We start from the raw sequence: 17657 nt of genomic DNA, 5'->3' as shown, positions 1-17657 counted from the left end.
GGGCGGGACGCCCATCCCACAATAACAATTAAAATTGTAAGTTATTTTATTCGCGATCCTAACTTTGGGCGTTTTGATTTTGAAACCCAGGTTCCCCAAGCAGTTTTTATTGCTTTAAGTTTGAAAATCCGAACGTGAAATAGCCGTTTTCGGCTTTTTATCCGGCTCAGATTTAACACACCTTGACAGCGCTAGCGCTCAGCACCCTAGGGTTAGACTTTTTAAATGACATTGTGTAAGCGGTTACGCACTTAATTTTTTTGCCCAAATGCTCGCTACAAGGGCTCTAGGCTGCTAAATATTAAATTTAGAGGGGTGTCAGCTTATCTTTAATAGGGCAGTGCTGGGTAATATATACTTGGATGCGGACCTGCTAACCTGAAATTTTTAATTTTAGATATCAAAGAACTGACTGATGGATTTAGACCAACAGATTCAAGCATTGATCGAAAAAGCTCCGCCCGACGGTTCGACGCCACAAATCTTAAAGGCGATCGCCCCGGCCCTGGTGTTAATTGCCCAACAGCTACAGCACCTCGAATACTCGATCCTGCAAGCGGTAGACCAAAGTTGGGCGATCGTGGTTTTGAGCAATCTCAAGCAACCGGGACGGGAGAAGAGGGTGATTTATGCTTGGACAAGTATTAAAGATGCGTCGCAGGCTGCGGCTGCTGGGGGCGATCGCCTCAGACCGGTACTTTTGCCTGTCACTCACCTTTTATTTCAGATGATAGCTCTTGAAGGTCTTGACAGCATTGTTTTTTTTGAAAGTCCCGGAAATCAGGAAGTCGGGACGGAAATCCCTCGCGAGCAAGTACAGAGTTTAATTAACGTTTACTTGCAACAGTATCGATCGGCTCCACCGCCGGATATTGCCTAAACAACTCAATTTTTTATTAATTGGTAACAGGGCATTAGGCATTGGGAACTCCCCATTACCAATTCCCCATTACCAATAAAGTGTAACTTTTTCACCTCTAATAAAGTCTACTCAAAACGTATTCAGCCAAATCAATCAAAGCTTGACGGGACTCTGAATGGGGCAGCGCAGCTAAGTATTCGACGGCTTTCTGTGCGTGATTTGTGGCTAGTTCTCGCGATCGCTCTATGCCTCTAGAATCTTCTACCAGTGCCAGGGCCTGCTCTATATCTCCTTCTTGGGCAAATTCGCGTTCTATGAGAACTTCCAAGTAAGGTTTTTCTTCTAGGGCGAATAGTGCGGGTGCTGTCAGATTACCGCTTCTGAGATCCGAGCCTGCAGGTTTCCCCAAAGTTTCCGTGGAAGCGGTGAAATCTAATATATCATCTACTATTTGGAATGCCAAACCAATGTGCCGACCGTAGTTGTACAAATCGTCTGCTATTTCCGCTGAAACCTCGCTCAAACAGCCCGCTGCTTTGGAACTGTTGGCAATTAAAGACGCTGTTTTGTAATAACTTTTTTCGAGGTACGCTTCGATCGACAAGCTGGTGTCAAATCCATTGAGTCCCTGTTGAATTTCCCCCTCAGCTAAATCCATAATCACTTCTGAAAGCAGTTTGACTACTGGCAGGTTGTCGAGATTTGCCAAATGCCAGGAGGATTGAGCAAACAGAAAGTCTCCCGCCAATACTGCCACTCGGTTGTTAAACCGACTGTGAACCGTCGGCACTCCCCGCCGCAGATCCGACTCGTCCACCACGTCGTCGTGGACGAGACTAGCTGTGTGGATCATTTCCGTGATTTCAGCTAGGCGGCGGTGTTTTTCCGTGATTTCCCGATCGGGCATAGTCGCCTTGGCCATCAACAGAACGATTGCGGGTCTCACTCGTTTTCCCTTTGTGCCGAATAAGTATTCTGCAGCCGCGTACAAGATGGGATGACGGGCACCCACTAACTGTTTTAAGTTTTCTGTCAACAGTCGCAGGTCTTCTTCAACCGAGGAAAATAGGAGAGTGCTAGAGATCATGGATACGCCGACTCAAGCCGTAAAGTAACAAAATTTTACAAATCATATCTTTATTTTAAGGTAATTCTCTGCAATAGAAAAGAAAAATCTAGGCGATCGGCAGTTATTTGTCATCTGCCGCCCGATGGGAGTCACCCGCCTGCCAGAGGCGAGTAGCCGGCTGCCAGAGGGGTTGCCCCTATTGTATCGAATTGTTAAGGACACTGCCAAAAAATCTCTAAATCCCAGAAACCCTGTGTTATTATGGGTATTAAGGATTTAAACAATTCTATACATTAAGTACAGCCAGACTGGCAGGTAGCTTTTAGGTGCCTGTAAAAGTTTCGTAGAGCCAGCCTTGTTAGTCGATCGCAGCCAAAATTTCTGGTACAGATTTTTAGTTCCTCACGGCTAAAAGCTTTCAGAAGTTAAGAGTAGCGCATCTTATGTGCACGGTAGCTCAAAGCAGCTAAAGTGGATGGTTTTCGGCTGTTTAAGCATCTGTAAAGCAGTAAATCATTATTGATGACCGGGAACGGCTAAATGTTCCCGCAGGCTTGATATGGAAAAACAGCCTTCAGAACCAAGGCATGGTCTTGCGTGCTGACTTAATGTAGTAGGTCTTGAACTTGTCCTGCTCCTCCTCGTCCTTGACTTTTGGTTCTAATTATGATTTATCGCGATATTCCTCTAATTATTCCCATTCTGGCCGCCGGCTATGTAATGACTATTTATGTAGTGCTGATGTTGGCCGAACGCAGCGCTAAAATAACTCGATTAGGCGAGTAGTGCACTGCTGGGCAGCCCAAGTCGGCAGCAGCGCCCTCGCTTCACCGTTGAGAATTCGGAATCCTCAATAATAACCCTGCCTTGAATGCTTGCGCGCAAAGGCAGGGTTATTATTTACAATTGCCGGCACCGTGATTTTCTGGGCTGCTAGTTACTGCAACACATATAGCAATCCTAAATGACTCAGATAAATTTGTAGGGGTAGTGCTAAGAGTGCCTACCCCCTATCTATCGGGCAACCGGGCGTGGGATTGCCCCTACAATAATTATGCAAATGATGCGAGGATTGCTCTAGCTACAGTTATCGATGTTCAATGCCAACCGCCTCTGAGGCAGGATATTATATTTAGTAGCAGCTTGTATCGCTCACAGCAAGTTTCATGTCAGGGAAACCCGGCCAATGTTCCGAGAAAGTTATTAAATTACTCTCACAAATGCTGAGTTTGAAGTTGTCGGTTATTGTGCCAAAAATCTCAATATTCCTATTTAGTAGGGCAAGAACTTACAGAAAAAAAACGCGAAATTTATGAATCGAGCAACCTGCTTGAGCAACTGAAGGAATCTATAAAGTTGCACGGCAATCAAATATTTCATCAAAAGGTGCTTAACTTGCTGAGTCAGCCAGATAGTTTCGGCCATTTGTTCACAGATTACCAAGAAGATAATTTGCTAGAGAGATGCACAAAACTAATTTTTAGTTTAAAAATATATTCTCGATATAACTGTATGGTGGAAAAGTAATTACCAATATTCCTGACCATTCAAAGTCTATTAAATTTTGATAAAAAAAACTAAAATACCGAGTATAATTTGTCAGAAATTATCAAGCTCCACTGCCTAAATTGTGGTGTAATCCCGACGAACTCAAACAAGTTTTCCTAAATATAGCAATCCTAAGTGAGTCGTAAATTTTTTACCCCACCCCAACCCTCCCCGATGCCTTGGGGAGAGGGAGTAAGAAATTCAAAAATGATGGGAGGATTGCTATACGATGCACTATGGTTTACAAGCGATAGAGAATTGCGGAGTTTTAAAAGTAGAGGTGAGAGGAGAAAATCCGAGCCTGCTCGTCAGTGACAACTGAATTACCCGGAAATTTGACCACGAATATGTGAGCCGTTATTTACCATAAAACCCGCCGACGAAGGCAGCGGCTGGGGACGGGAGATTGTTAAAAAAAGTGTCGAAAAACATTCGGGTAAAATAGAAGTAACATCAGTTATCGGTCAAAGGACGTGTATTGTGTCAATTCCGATCGCCATCAAGGGCGATCGCACTAAAAATCATACCAATGCGCGACTAAATAAAAATGCAACTCTAGACCGATGTCAAATCTCGATTGCGGTTAGCGTGTCGCGACTGTAAAATCGGAAATCTAAAATGGTATTCAGTCCCGCTTCCGCCTGCATCTATCCCCCTTGATTGGCCCATGTCAACAACAGTTTCTCATACCCAAAGCTTGCTAGAACAGGCGATCGACCCCAAACTACCTGTGCTGCCTCCAGACACACCCTTGAAAGTCGCAATTGCTGCCATGACTGAGGCGAGTGCCAGTTGCATTTTAATCGCGTTTGAGCAGCAATTGCTCGGAATTTTTACAGAACGCGATGTTGTGAAAATAACTGCTAGCGGAATACCGCTAGCAGGGGTGGCAATTTCTGAGGTGATGACTGAAAACCCGATCGCCCTGAACCTCGATCGAGGGGGGAATATCTTCAAGGTATTGAGCATATTGCGATCGAAAAGAATCCGTCATTTACCCCTCCTAGACGAAGGTGGCAACTTGCTAGGCGCTATCACTTGCGAAAGCATCCGTCAAATCCTCAAACCTGCAGATGTGCTGAAAATGTGGCGCGTCCAAGAAATTATGACTACACAATTAATAGTTACCTCAAGCAGCGCCTCAGTTTTAGAAGTCGCAAAACAGATGAGAACCCACCGGAAAAGCTGCATAGTCATTTGCACGGACAGCGACAACCAAAATCAGAAACCTGTGGGCATAATTACAGAACGCGACATTGTTAAATTCCAAGCTTCGGGACTAGATTTCGCAGATACTCCCGTCACCGCCGCGATGAGTTTTCCGCTGATACCGTTGCAGGTAAAAGCCACCTTGTGGCAGGCTGACCAGTTAATGCAGCAGCACGGCATCCGGCGCTTGGTGGTGGTGGACGAGGAAGGATATTTAGCCGGAATTGTGACTGAAAGTAGCCTGCAGCAGGTCTTAGATCCGGTAGAAATGCACGCAAATGTCGAGCTTTTGCAGGAAACACTTGCCGACAAAATTCAGGAGTTGAAGAAAATGAACGAACAATTGCAAAAAGAAGCGTTGCGGAGAACAGAAGTAGAGGAAAAGTTGCGGATTTTAAATGATAATTTGGAAGAACAAATTAAACAGCGAACTTTAGAATTAATTAATGCCAACAGTCAGTTAAAAAAGGAAATACAAGACCGCACCACCGCTGAAGATGAAGTTCGCCGCCTCAACACCGAACTCGAACAGCGAGTTCTAGACCGCACGGTTCAACTAGCAGCCAGCAACGAAGAATTGCAGCAACAAATTAGCAGTCGCAAATTGCTCGAAGAAAAATTGTACTTTTCTGAAAAGAAAGTCCGCGCCGTTTTTGAAGCGATGACCGACATCGTTCTCGTGCTAGACAGTCAGCGGAACATAGAAGTTTTGCCAACGAATGTGGCAGCGGCTTCTGAGCCTGATTGTGATATAGTCAGCTTGACCATAGAACATTTTTTTGACGACGACAACCCGGATGATTGGTGGGTGTTAGTTCAGCAAGTGTTAGAAACACAACAAACACTCAATTTTGACTACAGCTTAACAGTTGGTGGTCGCGAAATTTGGTTTTCCGCCTGCATTTCCCTGTTCTCAAAAGATGGAGTCATTTGGGTTGCCCGCAACATCAACTCCCGCAAAATAGCCGAGTCAGCGCTGTGCAAAAAAAATGCAGAATTATCTCATACCTTAGAAGAACTGAAGCGGACTCAAAACGAACTCATTCAATCAGAAAAAATGGCAGCCCTCGGACAGTTAATTGCCGGAGTTGCTCATGAAATCAATTCTCCTTTAGGGGCGATTCGCTCTTCTGTGCAGAACATCGCCGACTTCTGGACCGAACAATTGCAGCAGTTGCCGATATTTTTTCAACAACTCTCCCCGGAACGGCGGCAGGATTTCTTTGCTTTGCTACACCAGTCCAGCCAAGAAACAGATACCTTATCTAGTAAAGAAAAACGTCAGTTAAAAAAACTTTTGCAGGGGCAATTAGAATCAGAAAACATTGACGACGCCGCCAGTCTTGCCTGTACTTTATTAGATATCGGCATCGGCAATAATGTAGAACCTTTTTTACCTTTGTTGAAAGACAGCCAAAGTCGAAATATTGTACAAACAGCCTACCAATTTGCTACGGTACAAAAAAGCACTAGAAATATTGCTACTGCCACCGATAGGGCAGCCAAAATCGTTTTTGCTTTGAAAAGCTACTCTCGTTACGACCAGTGGGGTTCCAAAGTAATCGCTAATATTACCGACGGTATTGATACTGTTCTAACGCTTTACAACTACCAAATCAAACACGGTGTGGAAGTCGTCAGAAACTATGGTACTAATTTGCCCCCGGTGCTATGCTATCCTGATGAACTCAATCAAGTTTGGACAAATTTGGTTCACAATGCTTTACAAGCGATGGGCAACAAAGGAGTGTTACAAATTGATGTCAAATGCCAAGCGAACGCAATATCAGTCAGTATTACCGACAGTGGCCCCGGCATTCCTCCAGAGATTATGCCGAGAATTTTTGATCCCTTTTTCACAACTAAACCTCCAGGGGAAGGCAGCGGTTTGGGATTAGATATAGTTCAAAAAATTCTGGACAAACACCAAGGTGAGATGCAAGTAGAAAGCGTGCCTGGTCAAACAAAATTTACTATCTCCTTGCCCATCGAAATTCCTTGATAGCCATAAAAAAAATAGGTAAATGCACCCATTCTTAAAATTTAATAGAAGTAAAATTTTATGCTGAAACCAGTAATTTTGTGCGTTGATGATGAAGTTGTGGTCTTAAATAGTTTAAAAATTCAGCTTAAAAAAGAATTTGGGGATGCTTACCTCTATGAAGTAGCAGAAAACGCAGATGAAGCTATGGAAATTCTGGAGGAAATTCAGAAAGAAGATGAAAGTGATATTTTGGTCATAGTATCTGACTGGTTAATGCCAGGGATTAAAGGAGATGATTTTTTGATTATGGTTCACCAAAAATATCCTAAAATTGTGAAGGTCATGCTGAGCGGGCAAGCCGACGAAGTAGCAATAGCACGGGTGAAAGAGCAAGCAAACTTGCACCGTTGTTTGTACAAGCCGTGGGAACGCCAAGAATTAGTAGAAACAATAAAATCTGGGTTAAAAAAAATATGAACCATAAACCTGTGATTATTTGCGTGGATGACGAACCGATAATTCTTGAAAGTTTAAAAATTGAGTTAAAAAAAACCCTGGGGGAAGAACATTTATTAGAAACCGCTGAAGGCGGCGAAGATGCTTTAGAGTTAATCGAGGAATTACTGGCTGATGGCTGCGAAATCGTAGCAGTAATTTGCGATTATCTGATGCCGAATATCAAAGGGGACGAATTGCTGAAGCAAATTCACAGAATTTCCCCAAAAACTATCAAAATTATGCTGACGGGGCAAGCAGACCTCGAAGCAGTGGCGAATACGATTAAATATGCTAAATTGTACCGATATATATCGAAGCCTTGGCAGTCAGAAGACTTGAAGTTGACGGTACAAGAAGCCATAAATAGCTATTTTATGGAGAAGCAATTAGCGGAACAAAATGCTCAACTCCAAAAGCTAAATCAAGAATTGGAAACTTTAGTCGAGGAGAGGACTGCACAACTACGCTTGTCTGAGGAAAAGTTTGCTAAAGCTTTTCGTTCGTCTCCCAACCCGATTAGTATTACCAGATTTAATGACGGTCGTTATTTAGAAATCAATGAGGCTTTTTGCGAGACAATCGGTTATTCTGCCGCAGAAATTCTCGATCGCACGGCGATTGATTTGAATCTTTGGGAAAATATACAAGCCCGCGCTGAGTTGTGTAAAAGGTTAGATGAAAAACAAATTATTCTCAACTACGAATTTGATTTTCGCACTAAAATAGGGGAACTCAGAACCGGGCTACTGTCAGCAGAAATCATTGACATTCATGGCGAAACCTGCGTGATTTCTGTGATTCAAGATATTAGCGATCGCAAATTAGCCGAAGAAAAACTCCGATCTGTAGCGGCTTCTTTAGCAGCAGCGCAAAGAATCGCCCGTGTCGGTAATTGGGAATGCGATTTATCGACCAACACAACTACTTGGTCGGAAGAGTTATCTCGGATTTTTGGGTTCGATCCAACCCAGCCTGCGCCCACACTAACTGAGTTTTCGCAATACGTGCATCCGGACGATCGACAAAAGTGGCACACAACGATCGACGCTGCTATTGCTAGCGGGCAATCTTACACTTTGGAATATCGAATTCTGCAACCGGAACCGAAAATTGCTGCCGATAATTCCCCGTCACAAATAAGTGAATCCGGCTTCCTCCGCTACATCGAAGCCAGAGGAGAAGTAGTTGTGAACCAACAAGGGCAAGTGACAAAACTATTCACAACTTTGATGGACATTACCCCACGCAAGCTGGCCGAAATAGCCCTAGCAGAGAGCGAAGAAAAATACCGTCATTTAGTTGAAACATCCCAAGATATTATCTGGTCTTGCAATGCCCAAGGGCACATTACTTTTGTGAACCAAGCAGTGAAACAAATATACGGTTACGAGCCTGAAGAAATGCTAGGCTGTTCTTTTAGCGATTTCTTGGCACCAGGAGAAATAGACTGGAAATGGGAGCTTCAGCAGCGCTTGCTGACGGGAAAAACTGTGTTTCAGTACGAAAATATAGTATTAGGAAAAGACGGCAGAAAGATTGATGTAAATACCAAGGCGATCGCGCGCATGGACGCTGAAGGAAATATCATCGGCACAACAGGCACTGCTAGCGATATTACCGAGCGCAAACAAGCTGAAATAGTCCTGCAAAAAGCCAAAGAAGAAGCCGACAGAGCGAACAGGGCAAAAAGCGAATTTCTCTCGAATATGAGCCACGAATTGCGAACTCCCCTCAATGCAATTCTCGGTTTCAGCCAACTGCTAGCCCGCGACCCAGACCTCGGTGCCGACCAACAGCAATACTTAGGAATTATTACCCAGAGCGGGGAACATTTGCTCGTTCTGATCAACAATATTTTGCAAATGTCAAAAATTGAAGTCGGGCTGGTGACACTTAATAACAGCACCTTCGACTTGCACAAACTGCTAAAAAATACTGAAAGTATGCTGAAGCTGCCAGCCGAAAAAAAAAGGTTGCAGTTAATTTTTGATTGCCCACCAGACCTACCTCAATATATAGAAACCGACGAAAGCAAGTTGCGACAAGTATTGATAAATGTCGTGGGAAATGCTATTAAATTTACTGCCGAAGGTGGTGTTAATTTAAGACTCAAACATGAGAGGCTAAAAAATAAAAACACCCCAGAGATTTCGCAAAGTGAGAATTGGTCTTTGCTATTTGAAGTGGAAGACACTGGTGCAGGAATTTCTGCAGAAGAAATGGACAATTTATTTAAACCTTTCGCGCAAACTGAAAGCGGAAAAAAAGCTCAAGAAGGAACAGGTTTGGGCTTGCCAATCAGCAAGCAGTTCGTTCAGTTAATGGGAGGGAAGATGACGGTAACAAGCACCCCCGGTCGCGGCAGCATTTTTAGATTTGATGTTAAAGTTTCGCTCCCTAATGAAATGGAAATTCAGGTGGCTCAAACAGCTAGCCGAGTGGTCGGTCTCGAACCAGGACAGCCAGAATACCGGATTTTAGTTGTTGACGATCGCCTGGAAAGCCGCTTGCTGTTGGTCAGAATGCTGACCTCGCTCGGCTTTGCGGTGCAGGAAGCTGAAAATGGCGTTCAAGCTGTGGAAATGTGGTCGAGTTGGGAACCTCATTTGATTTGGATGGATATGCGGATGCCGGTGATGGACGGTTACGAAGCTACTAAACAGATTAAAGCGCATTTGAAAGGTCAAGTAACGGTGATTATTGCTCTGACTGCAAGTGCTTTTGATGAAGAGCGATCGGTGATTTTGTCTGCTGGTTGCGATGATTTTGTAGCGAAGCCTTTTCGGGAGCAAGTGATTCTGGAAAAGATGGCTAAGTATCTGGGAGTCCGCTATGTTTACGATCGAGAAGCTTCGCTAAGTTATGATGCTGCGGTGTCCGCCGAGGTTTCCACGGCAACTGAAACGGCTGATTTGCCTTGTACGCTCAATACTTCATTTTTGGAAGCGATGCCTGCTGAATGGGTTGATGAATTGTATTCTGCGGCCGATGCGGTTGATAACGAGGAGATTTTTCGGCTGTTGTTGTCGATCCCTCCTATTAATGCTAGTTTCGGCAGCGCGATCGCCGATTTGGCGAATAACTTCCGGTGCGATCGGATTATCGATTTGATTGAGGAGTTTAGAAATTCTTGAAGGATGAAAGAAGAAGGGATAATAGGGGCAGGTTCAGGATTATTGATGATGTAGGGCGATCGCCTATTTAATCGGGAGCATCTCATAATTGTAAAAACACTTCTTCTGGCTCCTTCCTTCTGCCTCTTTCCTCCTGCCTCCTGCCCCGCAGCTTCGGGCCTCAAAACTCCAATTTCTAGCTGGGCTGCCAAAATGAGATGAGCCCCTTTAATCTCACATCTCAAATCTTAACTTGGATAAGTTCTGTAAATATAAAAGGAGTTGATTGAGGAGGGAGTGCTATAATGACTTTTTAACCAGTTTTCAGCATTTCAACAATTCTTAAATTAACCAAAAATAACCAGCGATGACCAACAATCACAGAGAAGAAAATAAAGGTAACATATTAATTGTTGACGATACTCCAGAAAATTTGCAAGTTTTATCAGCAACGCTGTGCGATCGGGGCTACAAAGTCCGCGGCGTAATTAGCGGCAAAATGGCAATCAGAGCCGCGCGCTCTGGTTCTCCAGATTTGATTTTGCTGGACATCAAAATGCCGGAAATGGACGGCTACGAAGTCTGCACGCAGCTCCAGGCAGATCCGAAGACATCAGAAATTCCCGTTATTTTTATCAGCGCTTTAGATGAAGTATTGGACAAATTAACCGCATTTCAAGTGGGAGCGGTAGATTATGTCACAAAACCGTTTCATGTAGCCGAAGTTTTAGCGCGAATCGAACACCAACTGACTATCCAAAGACTGAAAAAACAATTAATCGATCGCAATAAAGAACTGCAAGAAGAAATAATAGAACGCAAAAAAGCCGAAGAAGCAGCGGCCGCTGCATCCCTCGCAAAAAGTCAATTCGTTGCCAACATGAGCCACGAATTGCGGACTCCCCTGAACGCCATCCTGGGTTTTACCCAAGTCATGAGCCGCGACTCTTTGCTCAGCCACGAAAATCTCGAAAATCTCCGAATCATTAACCGCAGCGGTCAACATTTGCTGGAACTAATTAACGATGTTTTAGACTTGTCGAAAATAGAAGCAGGGATAATTGCCTTAGATGAACGCAGCTTTGACCTTTATCTACTCCTCGACACTCTCGAAGAAATGTTTCAAATCAAAGCTGAAACAAAAAAAATGCAACTGAGATTTTCCGTCGAGGCTAATGTTCCCCAATATATAAAAACTGACGAAAAAAAGCTGCGCGTCTGCTTAATTAACCTGCTGGGAAATGCCATGAAATTTACTCCAGAGGGGGGCAGTATTTGGCTGCGCGTGAGCGTGGAAAGCAACCAGCCGCAGTCGGCAGAATCGGAAAGTGATCCTAACTATACGTCCCTCGAACCCTTGTTAATTTTGTTTGAAGTTGAAGACACGGGAATTGGCATTGCAACAGCAGAAATTGATACTTTATTTGATGCTTTTGTGCAAACACAAGCGGGGATAAAAGCGGCTGATGGTACGGGATTGGGTTTGACAATTACTAAAAAATACGTGCAGATAATGGGCGGGGATATTAGGGCCAAAAGTGTTGTAGGTGAGGGAAGCAGTTTTAAATTTAATATCCGAGTATTTGCGGCTATTTCGTCTGAAATAACAGTGGCGACATTGCAGCGGGTGATCGGATTAGAAGCAGATCAACCAATTTATCGGATTTTAGCAGTAGACGACAATCCAGACAATCGGCTGCTGCTGCTTAAAATGTTACAACCAATTGGTTTTGAAGTCCGAGAAGCGGAAAATGGCTACCAAGCTCTTGAACTTTGGGAAAGTTGGCAGCCTCACTTAATTTGGCTGGATACGCGAATGCCAGTAATGGACGGTTTTGAAGCTGTCCAACGAATTAGATATAAAGAGAAACAAACTCAGTGGCAAACTGTAATTATTGCTCTGACTGCTAGCACTTTTGAGGAGAGAAAAGACGAAATTCTCGCTGCAGGTTGCGACGATTTTGTGCGAAAACCTTTTCAAGAACAAATCCTCTTTGATAAGATGGCTTGCTATTTGGGAGTGCGCTATCTTTATCAAGAGTTGCCCCAGCTCCCTGTCGGGGCTTTACGGCGTTATGGTGTGAAGGAAAAACCCGATTCATTTTTCGGAGGGCTGCTGGCTCAGATGCCTCAAAGCTGGGTGCAGGAACTCTACGACGCAGCTAATGATGTTAATGAAGAGCTAGCGATTCAACTTGTCGATCGCATCTGGGAAAGTCATCCAACTTTAGCTGAGGCTTTAAAAGATTTGCTTGCCGATTACCGACTCGACAAGATAATGGATTTAACTCAATCGAGTTTAAAATAAATGGATAATAGCGAAATTAAAGTATTGGTGGTTGATGACCAACCAAGCAATCTGCGGTTCTTATCCAAACTGCTAACATCCCAGGGGTATCAAGTTTACCGAGCTATTTGCGGGCCACTGGCGTTGCATGTTGCGATCGCCCATTGCCCGGATTTAATTTTGCTCGACATTAGAATGCCGGAAATGAACGGTTATGAAGTTTGTCGGAGACTGAAAGCGACACCAGAAACCGAACAAATTCCGGTAATTTTTTTAAGCGTCTTAGATGAAATGAATGATAAATTACAAGCTTTTCGAGTAGGAGGCGCCGACTATATTACTAAACCATTTCAAGTAGAAGAAGTTTTAGCGCGCATCGACAAGCAAGTCCGCTTGCAAAAACTGCAACAGCAATTAAAAGAGCAAAATTATCAACTGCAACAGTCGCAGTCGCTGCTTGCTAGCATATTAAATAGTTCCTTAGACTGTGTGGTGGCTTATTCTGCTGTCCGCGACAGTGAGGGAAATATTGTAGATTTCCAGTGGCTCTTGATCAACCCTGCTGCCGAAAAATTTTATGGGCTGCTATTCAATGACATAGTTGGCAAGAATTTGTTATCCCAAGTTTCCCAAGTTAGCAATAACGGGTTATTTGATTTGTATGTTTCTGTAGTAGAAACAGGAGAAACTGTAGACCAAGAAATTTATTACGAACAGGAGCGAGATACAATTGTTTGGCTGCACATTGTGGCGGTAAAATTAAACGATGGTCTGGCAGTAACATTTCGTAACATCACCGATCGCAAACGAGCAGAAATTGCCCTACGAGACAGCGAAGAACGCTTCCGCGCGATATTCGAGCAAGCTGCGGTCGGCATAGCTAAAACCGCGCTTTGCGGTAAATTTATGCGGGTAAATCCCGGCTTTTGTCAAATAGTCCGCTATGCAGAATCGGAATTGTTAGAGCAAAATTGGCAGGCAATTACTCACCCGGATGACACAGAAGCGGACAGAGAATACCTGCGCTCGCTGTTATCCGGGAAGATTCAAACTTTTTCTGTGGAAAAGCGTTTGGTATGCAAAGATGACGCAGTGCGCTGGGCAAATGTTACTGTTTCGGCAATGCGCGATGTCAAGGGGACGCTGCAGTATTTGATTTGTGCGATCGAGGATATTTCCGAACGCAAGCTGGCACAACAATTGCTGCAAGAGAGTTTAGACACTCAAACCCGCTACGCTCAAGAATTAACTCGTTCTAATGCCGAACTAGAACAGTTTGCTTACGTGGCTTCCCACGATTTGCAAGCGCCTTTGAGTACGATTGTCGGCTACGCTCAACTATTAGAAAAGCGCTGTCACAACCAACTTGATGCCCAAGGGAATAAATTTATCCGCAATATTGTTAATTCTTGCGAGCGGATGCAGGGGCTGATTGATGACTTGCTGGAGTATTCGCGGGTAGGTCGCAGTGAGAAACCTTTTGATGTGATAGATTGCAATCGGGTTTTTGAGGATGCTTGTGCTAATTTGCAGTTGGCCATCCGCGAGAATCAAGCTTCTGTTACTAGGGGGGATTTGCCCAGGGTAAAAGGTGACAGTTTTCAACTGCTGCAACTGTTTCAAAATTTAATTGGTAACGCCATTAAGTACCGCAGCAGTGAGGCGCCGGTGGTGCAGGTGGACGCTTCGCGTCAGGAGGATAGCTGGGTGTTTTCAGTGCAGGATAATGGTATTGGGATTGCCTCACAGTACCATCCGCGAATTTTTCAGATTTTTCAGCGCTTGCACACCCAAAAACAGTATTCGGGAACTGGTATCGGTTTAGCGATTTGTCAAAGAATTGTCGATCGGCACGGCGGCAGCCTTTGGGTAGAATCAGAACCCAATCGAGGCTCGACTTTTTATTTTTCTATTCCTATATCAAAGTGAAGTCAATCGATTTTAGATTTTAGATTTTAGATTTTAGATTTTAGAATTGAAGAAAGCGACCCCACTGATAAATCCGGGGGCTGGTGATATCGATTTGAGATTTGAGATTTGAGATTTGAGATTTGAGATTTGAAGAAAGCGACCCCACTGATAAATCCGGGGGCTTGCGATCAGGATTCGGAGCTTGTTTCTCGCTCCACGGATGAATCCGGGGGCTTGTCAGCAAATTGCTTGATTGTCACCAGTCCTTTACTTAAGCTTTAAATATCTTTATCTGTTCTTTACAAAAATGCTTATAAAGTGTAGCATATTCACTGATGACATCGAGCTAAAAATCTATCAATATAAATCTATTAGCTCTATCCTTATACAATTTATAAATCAGCGGTGCGCGCAAGACTTGTTAATTTTTTTCAACTGTATCCAGAGCATCTTGCTTTGGGATGCAATAGTTTCGCTAGTAGTTCGGGGAGAAGGATTTGTGAGCTGTTTGCAGTTTGCAGGTTGTCGGACAGACTGCCAAGTGAAACAAGCATGATTCCCAAACCTTTGCAAATGGAGAAAAACCGTAAATTGCTGCAACACAATTTCAGTGTTCTCAGCCAGATTTACCGGATGAGGGCAAGAGATTCTTTGCAGGTAATCAGACACGGCTCAAAGTCCCGCAACCTCACAAAAGACGTTCGTAGTGAGGCAAAGCCGTGAATTGTAAAAAGAAAAAATTTACTCTTTTAATAGCAAATGATGACGAGGACACGCGCTTTTTGGTGAAGGAAGCACTGGGAGAACTTCGATTAGCAATTACGAGCGAATTTGTGGAAAATGGAGAACAAGTGCTAGACTACTTGTACCGTCGCGGTCAATATCTTGGTAGCAGCAATTGGCATCAGCCAGACTTGATACTTTTGGATCTGAATATGCCGAGGCTGGACGGACGAGAAACACTAACTTCGATCAGATCTGACCCCCATTTGCAACAAATTCCGGTTGTAATGCTCACCACTTCCCACCGCAGAGGAGATATCTTGCTTTGCTACCGCTTGGGAGCCAATTCTTTCATATCCAAACCAGTCACTTTTGAAGGCTTGCTTGAAGTAATGAAGACTTTATGTGAGTATTGGTTTGAAATCGTTTCACTCCCGCCGGATATGTAAGCATTAATGGAGCGCTAAATGCCTAGTTTGAGTGTATAGTGAATTTGATCAGCCGAAATATTAGCCGATCGCAAGTATCGCTATCAAAACAAAAAAGTTGCCTTCGACCCGCTCCGAACGCTATAGTTGTGTTAACACGTCACCAATGTCTGAAAATTTTGTTGGTTGAGGATGACCTCGGAGCTCCGACAATGATCGAAGACCTTCTAGGGTCATTCAGCGAGTCTCTATTTCTGCTCCAAACTGTTAAGTCTCTGGAGATAGGAGTTGGGCGTCTGGAATTAGACAAGTTTGACGCCGTACTATTAGATTTGTCAGTGTCAGACAGCTTGAGGGGAAGCGAGGCGATCGCAATTTTGAAAGGGCGATGGCCCACATTGCCAATTGTGGTGCTGACAGATATCAGCGATGAAAATATTGCCCGCTCAGTATTGCGCTGGGGCGCTCAAGATTGTTTGGTAAAGGGAAGATTTCACAGAACTCTGCTGGTGCGGGCAATCCATTACGCGATCGAACGCCAGCAAATAGAAGAACAATTGCGGCAGCAGGCTCTGCGACAGCGGCTGTTGGGGAAAATGATCGAACATATTCGATCGTCAATAGATCCGGCAAGTATTCTCCAAAGTACCGTTGCAGAAGTGCGCCAATTTCTCCAAACAGACCGCGTTTTAATTTATCGCTGTCAGGATTGGGTGTCTCAATTGGACGGGGAAGAGCAAAAAGGTGCGATCGTCGCAGGTGACGGTTTGCCAGAAGGTTATATTGAAAACCAAAATATTAGTGCTGCTTTGGCAGTATCCTGCTTTATTTTAGTCGAATCCCAGTCGGTACAAGCAATAGCAGATGTCAGCACTGCCCCCTTGGCTGGCAGTTGCAAAGAATTGTTGAGAGATTGTGAAATTGCAGCAGTTATAAGCGTACCAATTTGGCAATCAGGCGACTGGGAAACGGCAAAAGAAACACAAGAAGCCACTGTTTGGGAAGTCGAGAACAATCAAGATGCAGCGGAAAATTATATCTGGAACCACGCGAGTGGAAAACCGCAGGCGCAGGGTAAAAATTTGCCGGATTCGATCGCAGAAAATGGCAATAGTTTGTGGGGAATGCTGACAGCATACAATTGCAGCGGTGTCAGGGAATGGCAGCAGTGGGAAATAGATTTTTTACAGCACTTGGCAAATCAAGTGGCGATCGCGATCGAACAATCTCAACTTTACCGCAAGCTAGCAATAGCTAATCAAAAATTGCAGCAACTGGCAACTACTGACGGACTGACTGGCATTGCCAATCGCCGCCAGTTCGATCGCATTTTGAGCTTAGAGTGGCGCAGATTGGCAAGAGAGGAACTGCCACTGTCTTTAATTATGTTTGACATCGACTTTTTTAAACTTTACAACGAGTTTTATGGGCATCTCGGCGGGGACGATTGTTTGCGCCAAGTTGCCGGGGCGATCGCCAGCGCCACCAACCGGGCTGGGGATTTGACTGCCCGCTACGGTGGCGAAGAATTTGCCCTAGTGCTGCCCAACACCAGCGCCCAAGGGGCAAACGCTGTCGCCCGGAAAATTTGCGACGGCATCGCCTGCTTGAAACTGCCCCACGCGCGATCGTCGATCGGCCCCTACGTTACCCTCAGTTGCGGCATTGCGACAGCGATTCCTTCTGCCCAGGAATCTCCCACCACCCTAATTCACAGCGCTGACAGCGCCCTTTTTCAAGCCAAAAGCGAAGGCAAAAATCGCATTTGTCACGCCAGGAGTAACTCGGAATCTGCCCCGATTTTTATGTAAAAGTTGAAGGTAATATCATTTCCGGTAACACCAGAATGATGTTGACTGTTGACTGTTGACTGTTGACTGTTCACTGTTGACTGTTGACTGTTGACTGTTGACTGTTGACTGTTGACTGTTGACTGTTGACAGTGAAATCGAATTTACTATTCCGATGCTAACGGATTTGATATAATTGGTAATTTGTAATATCGTGTTTGATTTTTAACTCACG

General features: G+C 44.3%; 12 protein-coding genes. 11 read left to right on the top strand and 1 reads right to left on the bottom strand.

Annotated features, from left to right (window positions below; genetic code table 11):
* Positions 1-415: 415 nt before the first annotated feature.
* Positions 416-880 carry a hypothetical protein gene (locus QUA16_RS18075; protein ID WP_333104788.1) on the top strand — a complete coding sequence of 155 codons (465 nt, stop codon included), beginning with the start codon at positions 416-418 and terminating at the stop codon, positions 878-880.
* 97 nt (positions 881-977) lie between these two features.
* On the opposite strand, the gene sds is transcribed toward QUA16_RS18075, so the two are convergent.
* On the bottom strand, positions 978-1949 hold the full coding sequence (gene sds, locus QUA16_RS18070; RefSeq protein WP_333104787.1) for a solanesyl diphosphate synthase: 972 nt from the start codon (positions 1947-1949) through the stop codon (positions 978-980).
* Positions 1950-3176: 1227 nt separating this feature from the next.
* On the opposite strand from sds, the gene QUA16_RS18065 reads away from it, so the two are divergent.
* The 10 genes from QUA16_RS18065 (at position 3177) to QUA16_RS18020 (ending at position 17443) form a co-directional block, all read left to right on the top strand.
* Complete coding sequence (locus tag QUA16_RS18065) at positions 3177-3458, top strand: hypothetical protein (RefSeq protein ID WP_333181281.1); 282 nt, start codon at positions 3177-3179, stop codon at positions 3456-3458.
* 501 nt (positions 3459-3959) lie between these two features.
* Positions 3960-4082, top strand: a complete 123-nt coding sequence (locus QUA16_RS18060) for a hypothetical protein (RefSeq protein WP_333181280.1) — start codon at positions 3960-3962, stop codon at positions 4080-4082.
* 64 nt (positions 4083-4146) lie between these two features.
* Positions 4147-6690 carry a CBS domain-containing protein gene (locus QUA16_RS18055; protein WP_333104786.1) on the top strand — a complete coding sequence of 848 codons (2544 nt, stop codon included), beginning with the start codon at positions 4147-4149 and terminating at the stop codon, positions 6688-6690.
* 60 nt (positions 6691-6750) lie between these two features.
* On the top strand, positions 6751-7149 hold the full coding sequence (locus tag QUA16_RS18050; RefSeq protein WP_333104785.1) for a response regulator: 399 nt from the start codon (positions 6751-6753) through the stop codon (positions 7147-7149).
* Positions 7146-10304 (top strand): PAS domain S-box protein, encoded by a 3159-nt coding sequence (locus QUA16_RS18045; protein ID WP_333104784.1) that lies wholly within the window; start codon positions 7146-7148, stop codon positions 10302-10304. Before QUA16_RS18050 ends, QUA16_RS18045 begins: the two co-directional genes overlap by 4 nt.
* 346 nt (positions 10305-10650) lie before the next feature.
* Complete coding sequence (locus QUA16_RS18040; protein WP_333104783.1) at positions 10651-12591, top strand: response regulator; 1941 nt, start codon at positions 10651-10653, stop codon at positions 12589-12591.
* A complete protein-coding gene (locus QUA16_RS18035) occupies positions 12592-14499 on the top strand; it encodes a PAS domain S-box protein (protein ID WP_333104782.1) in 1908 nt (635 codons plus the stop codon). It abuts the gene before it with no gap.
* Positions 14500-15033: 534 nt separating this feature from the next.
* Positions 15034-15204, top strand: coding sequence for a hypothetical protein (locus QUA16_RS18030; protein WP_333104781.1), 171 nt, complete (start codon positions 15034-15036; stop codon positions 15202-15204).
* On the top strand, positions 15201-15653 hold the full coding sequence (locus QUA16_RS18025) for a response regulator (protein ID WP_333104780.1): 453 nt from the start codon (positions 15201-15203) through the stop codon (positions 15651-15653). Before QUA16_RS18030 ends, QUA16_RS18025 begins: the two co-directional genes overlap by 4 nt.
* A 38-nt stretch (positions 15654-15691) precedes the next feature.
* Entirely contained in the window at positions 15692-17443 is a 1752-nt protein-coding gene (locus QUA16_RS18020; RefSeq protein ID WP_333104779.1) for a diguanylate cyclase domain-containing protein, read from the top strand.
* Positions 17444-17657 lie beyond the last annotated feature (214 nt).

Origin of the sequence: Microcoleus sp. S13_C3 (genome assembly GCF_036700905.1) — a bacterium.
Taxonomy (GTDB): Bacteria; Cyanobacteriota; Cyanobacteriia; order Cyanobacteriales; family Microcoleaceae; genus Microcoleus.
The sequence above is the reverse complement of the archived record's forward strand: the minus strand, read 5'-3'. Positions and strand labels throughout refer to the sequence as shown.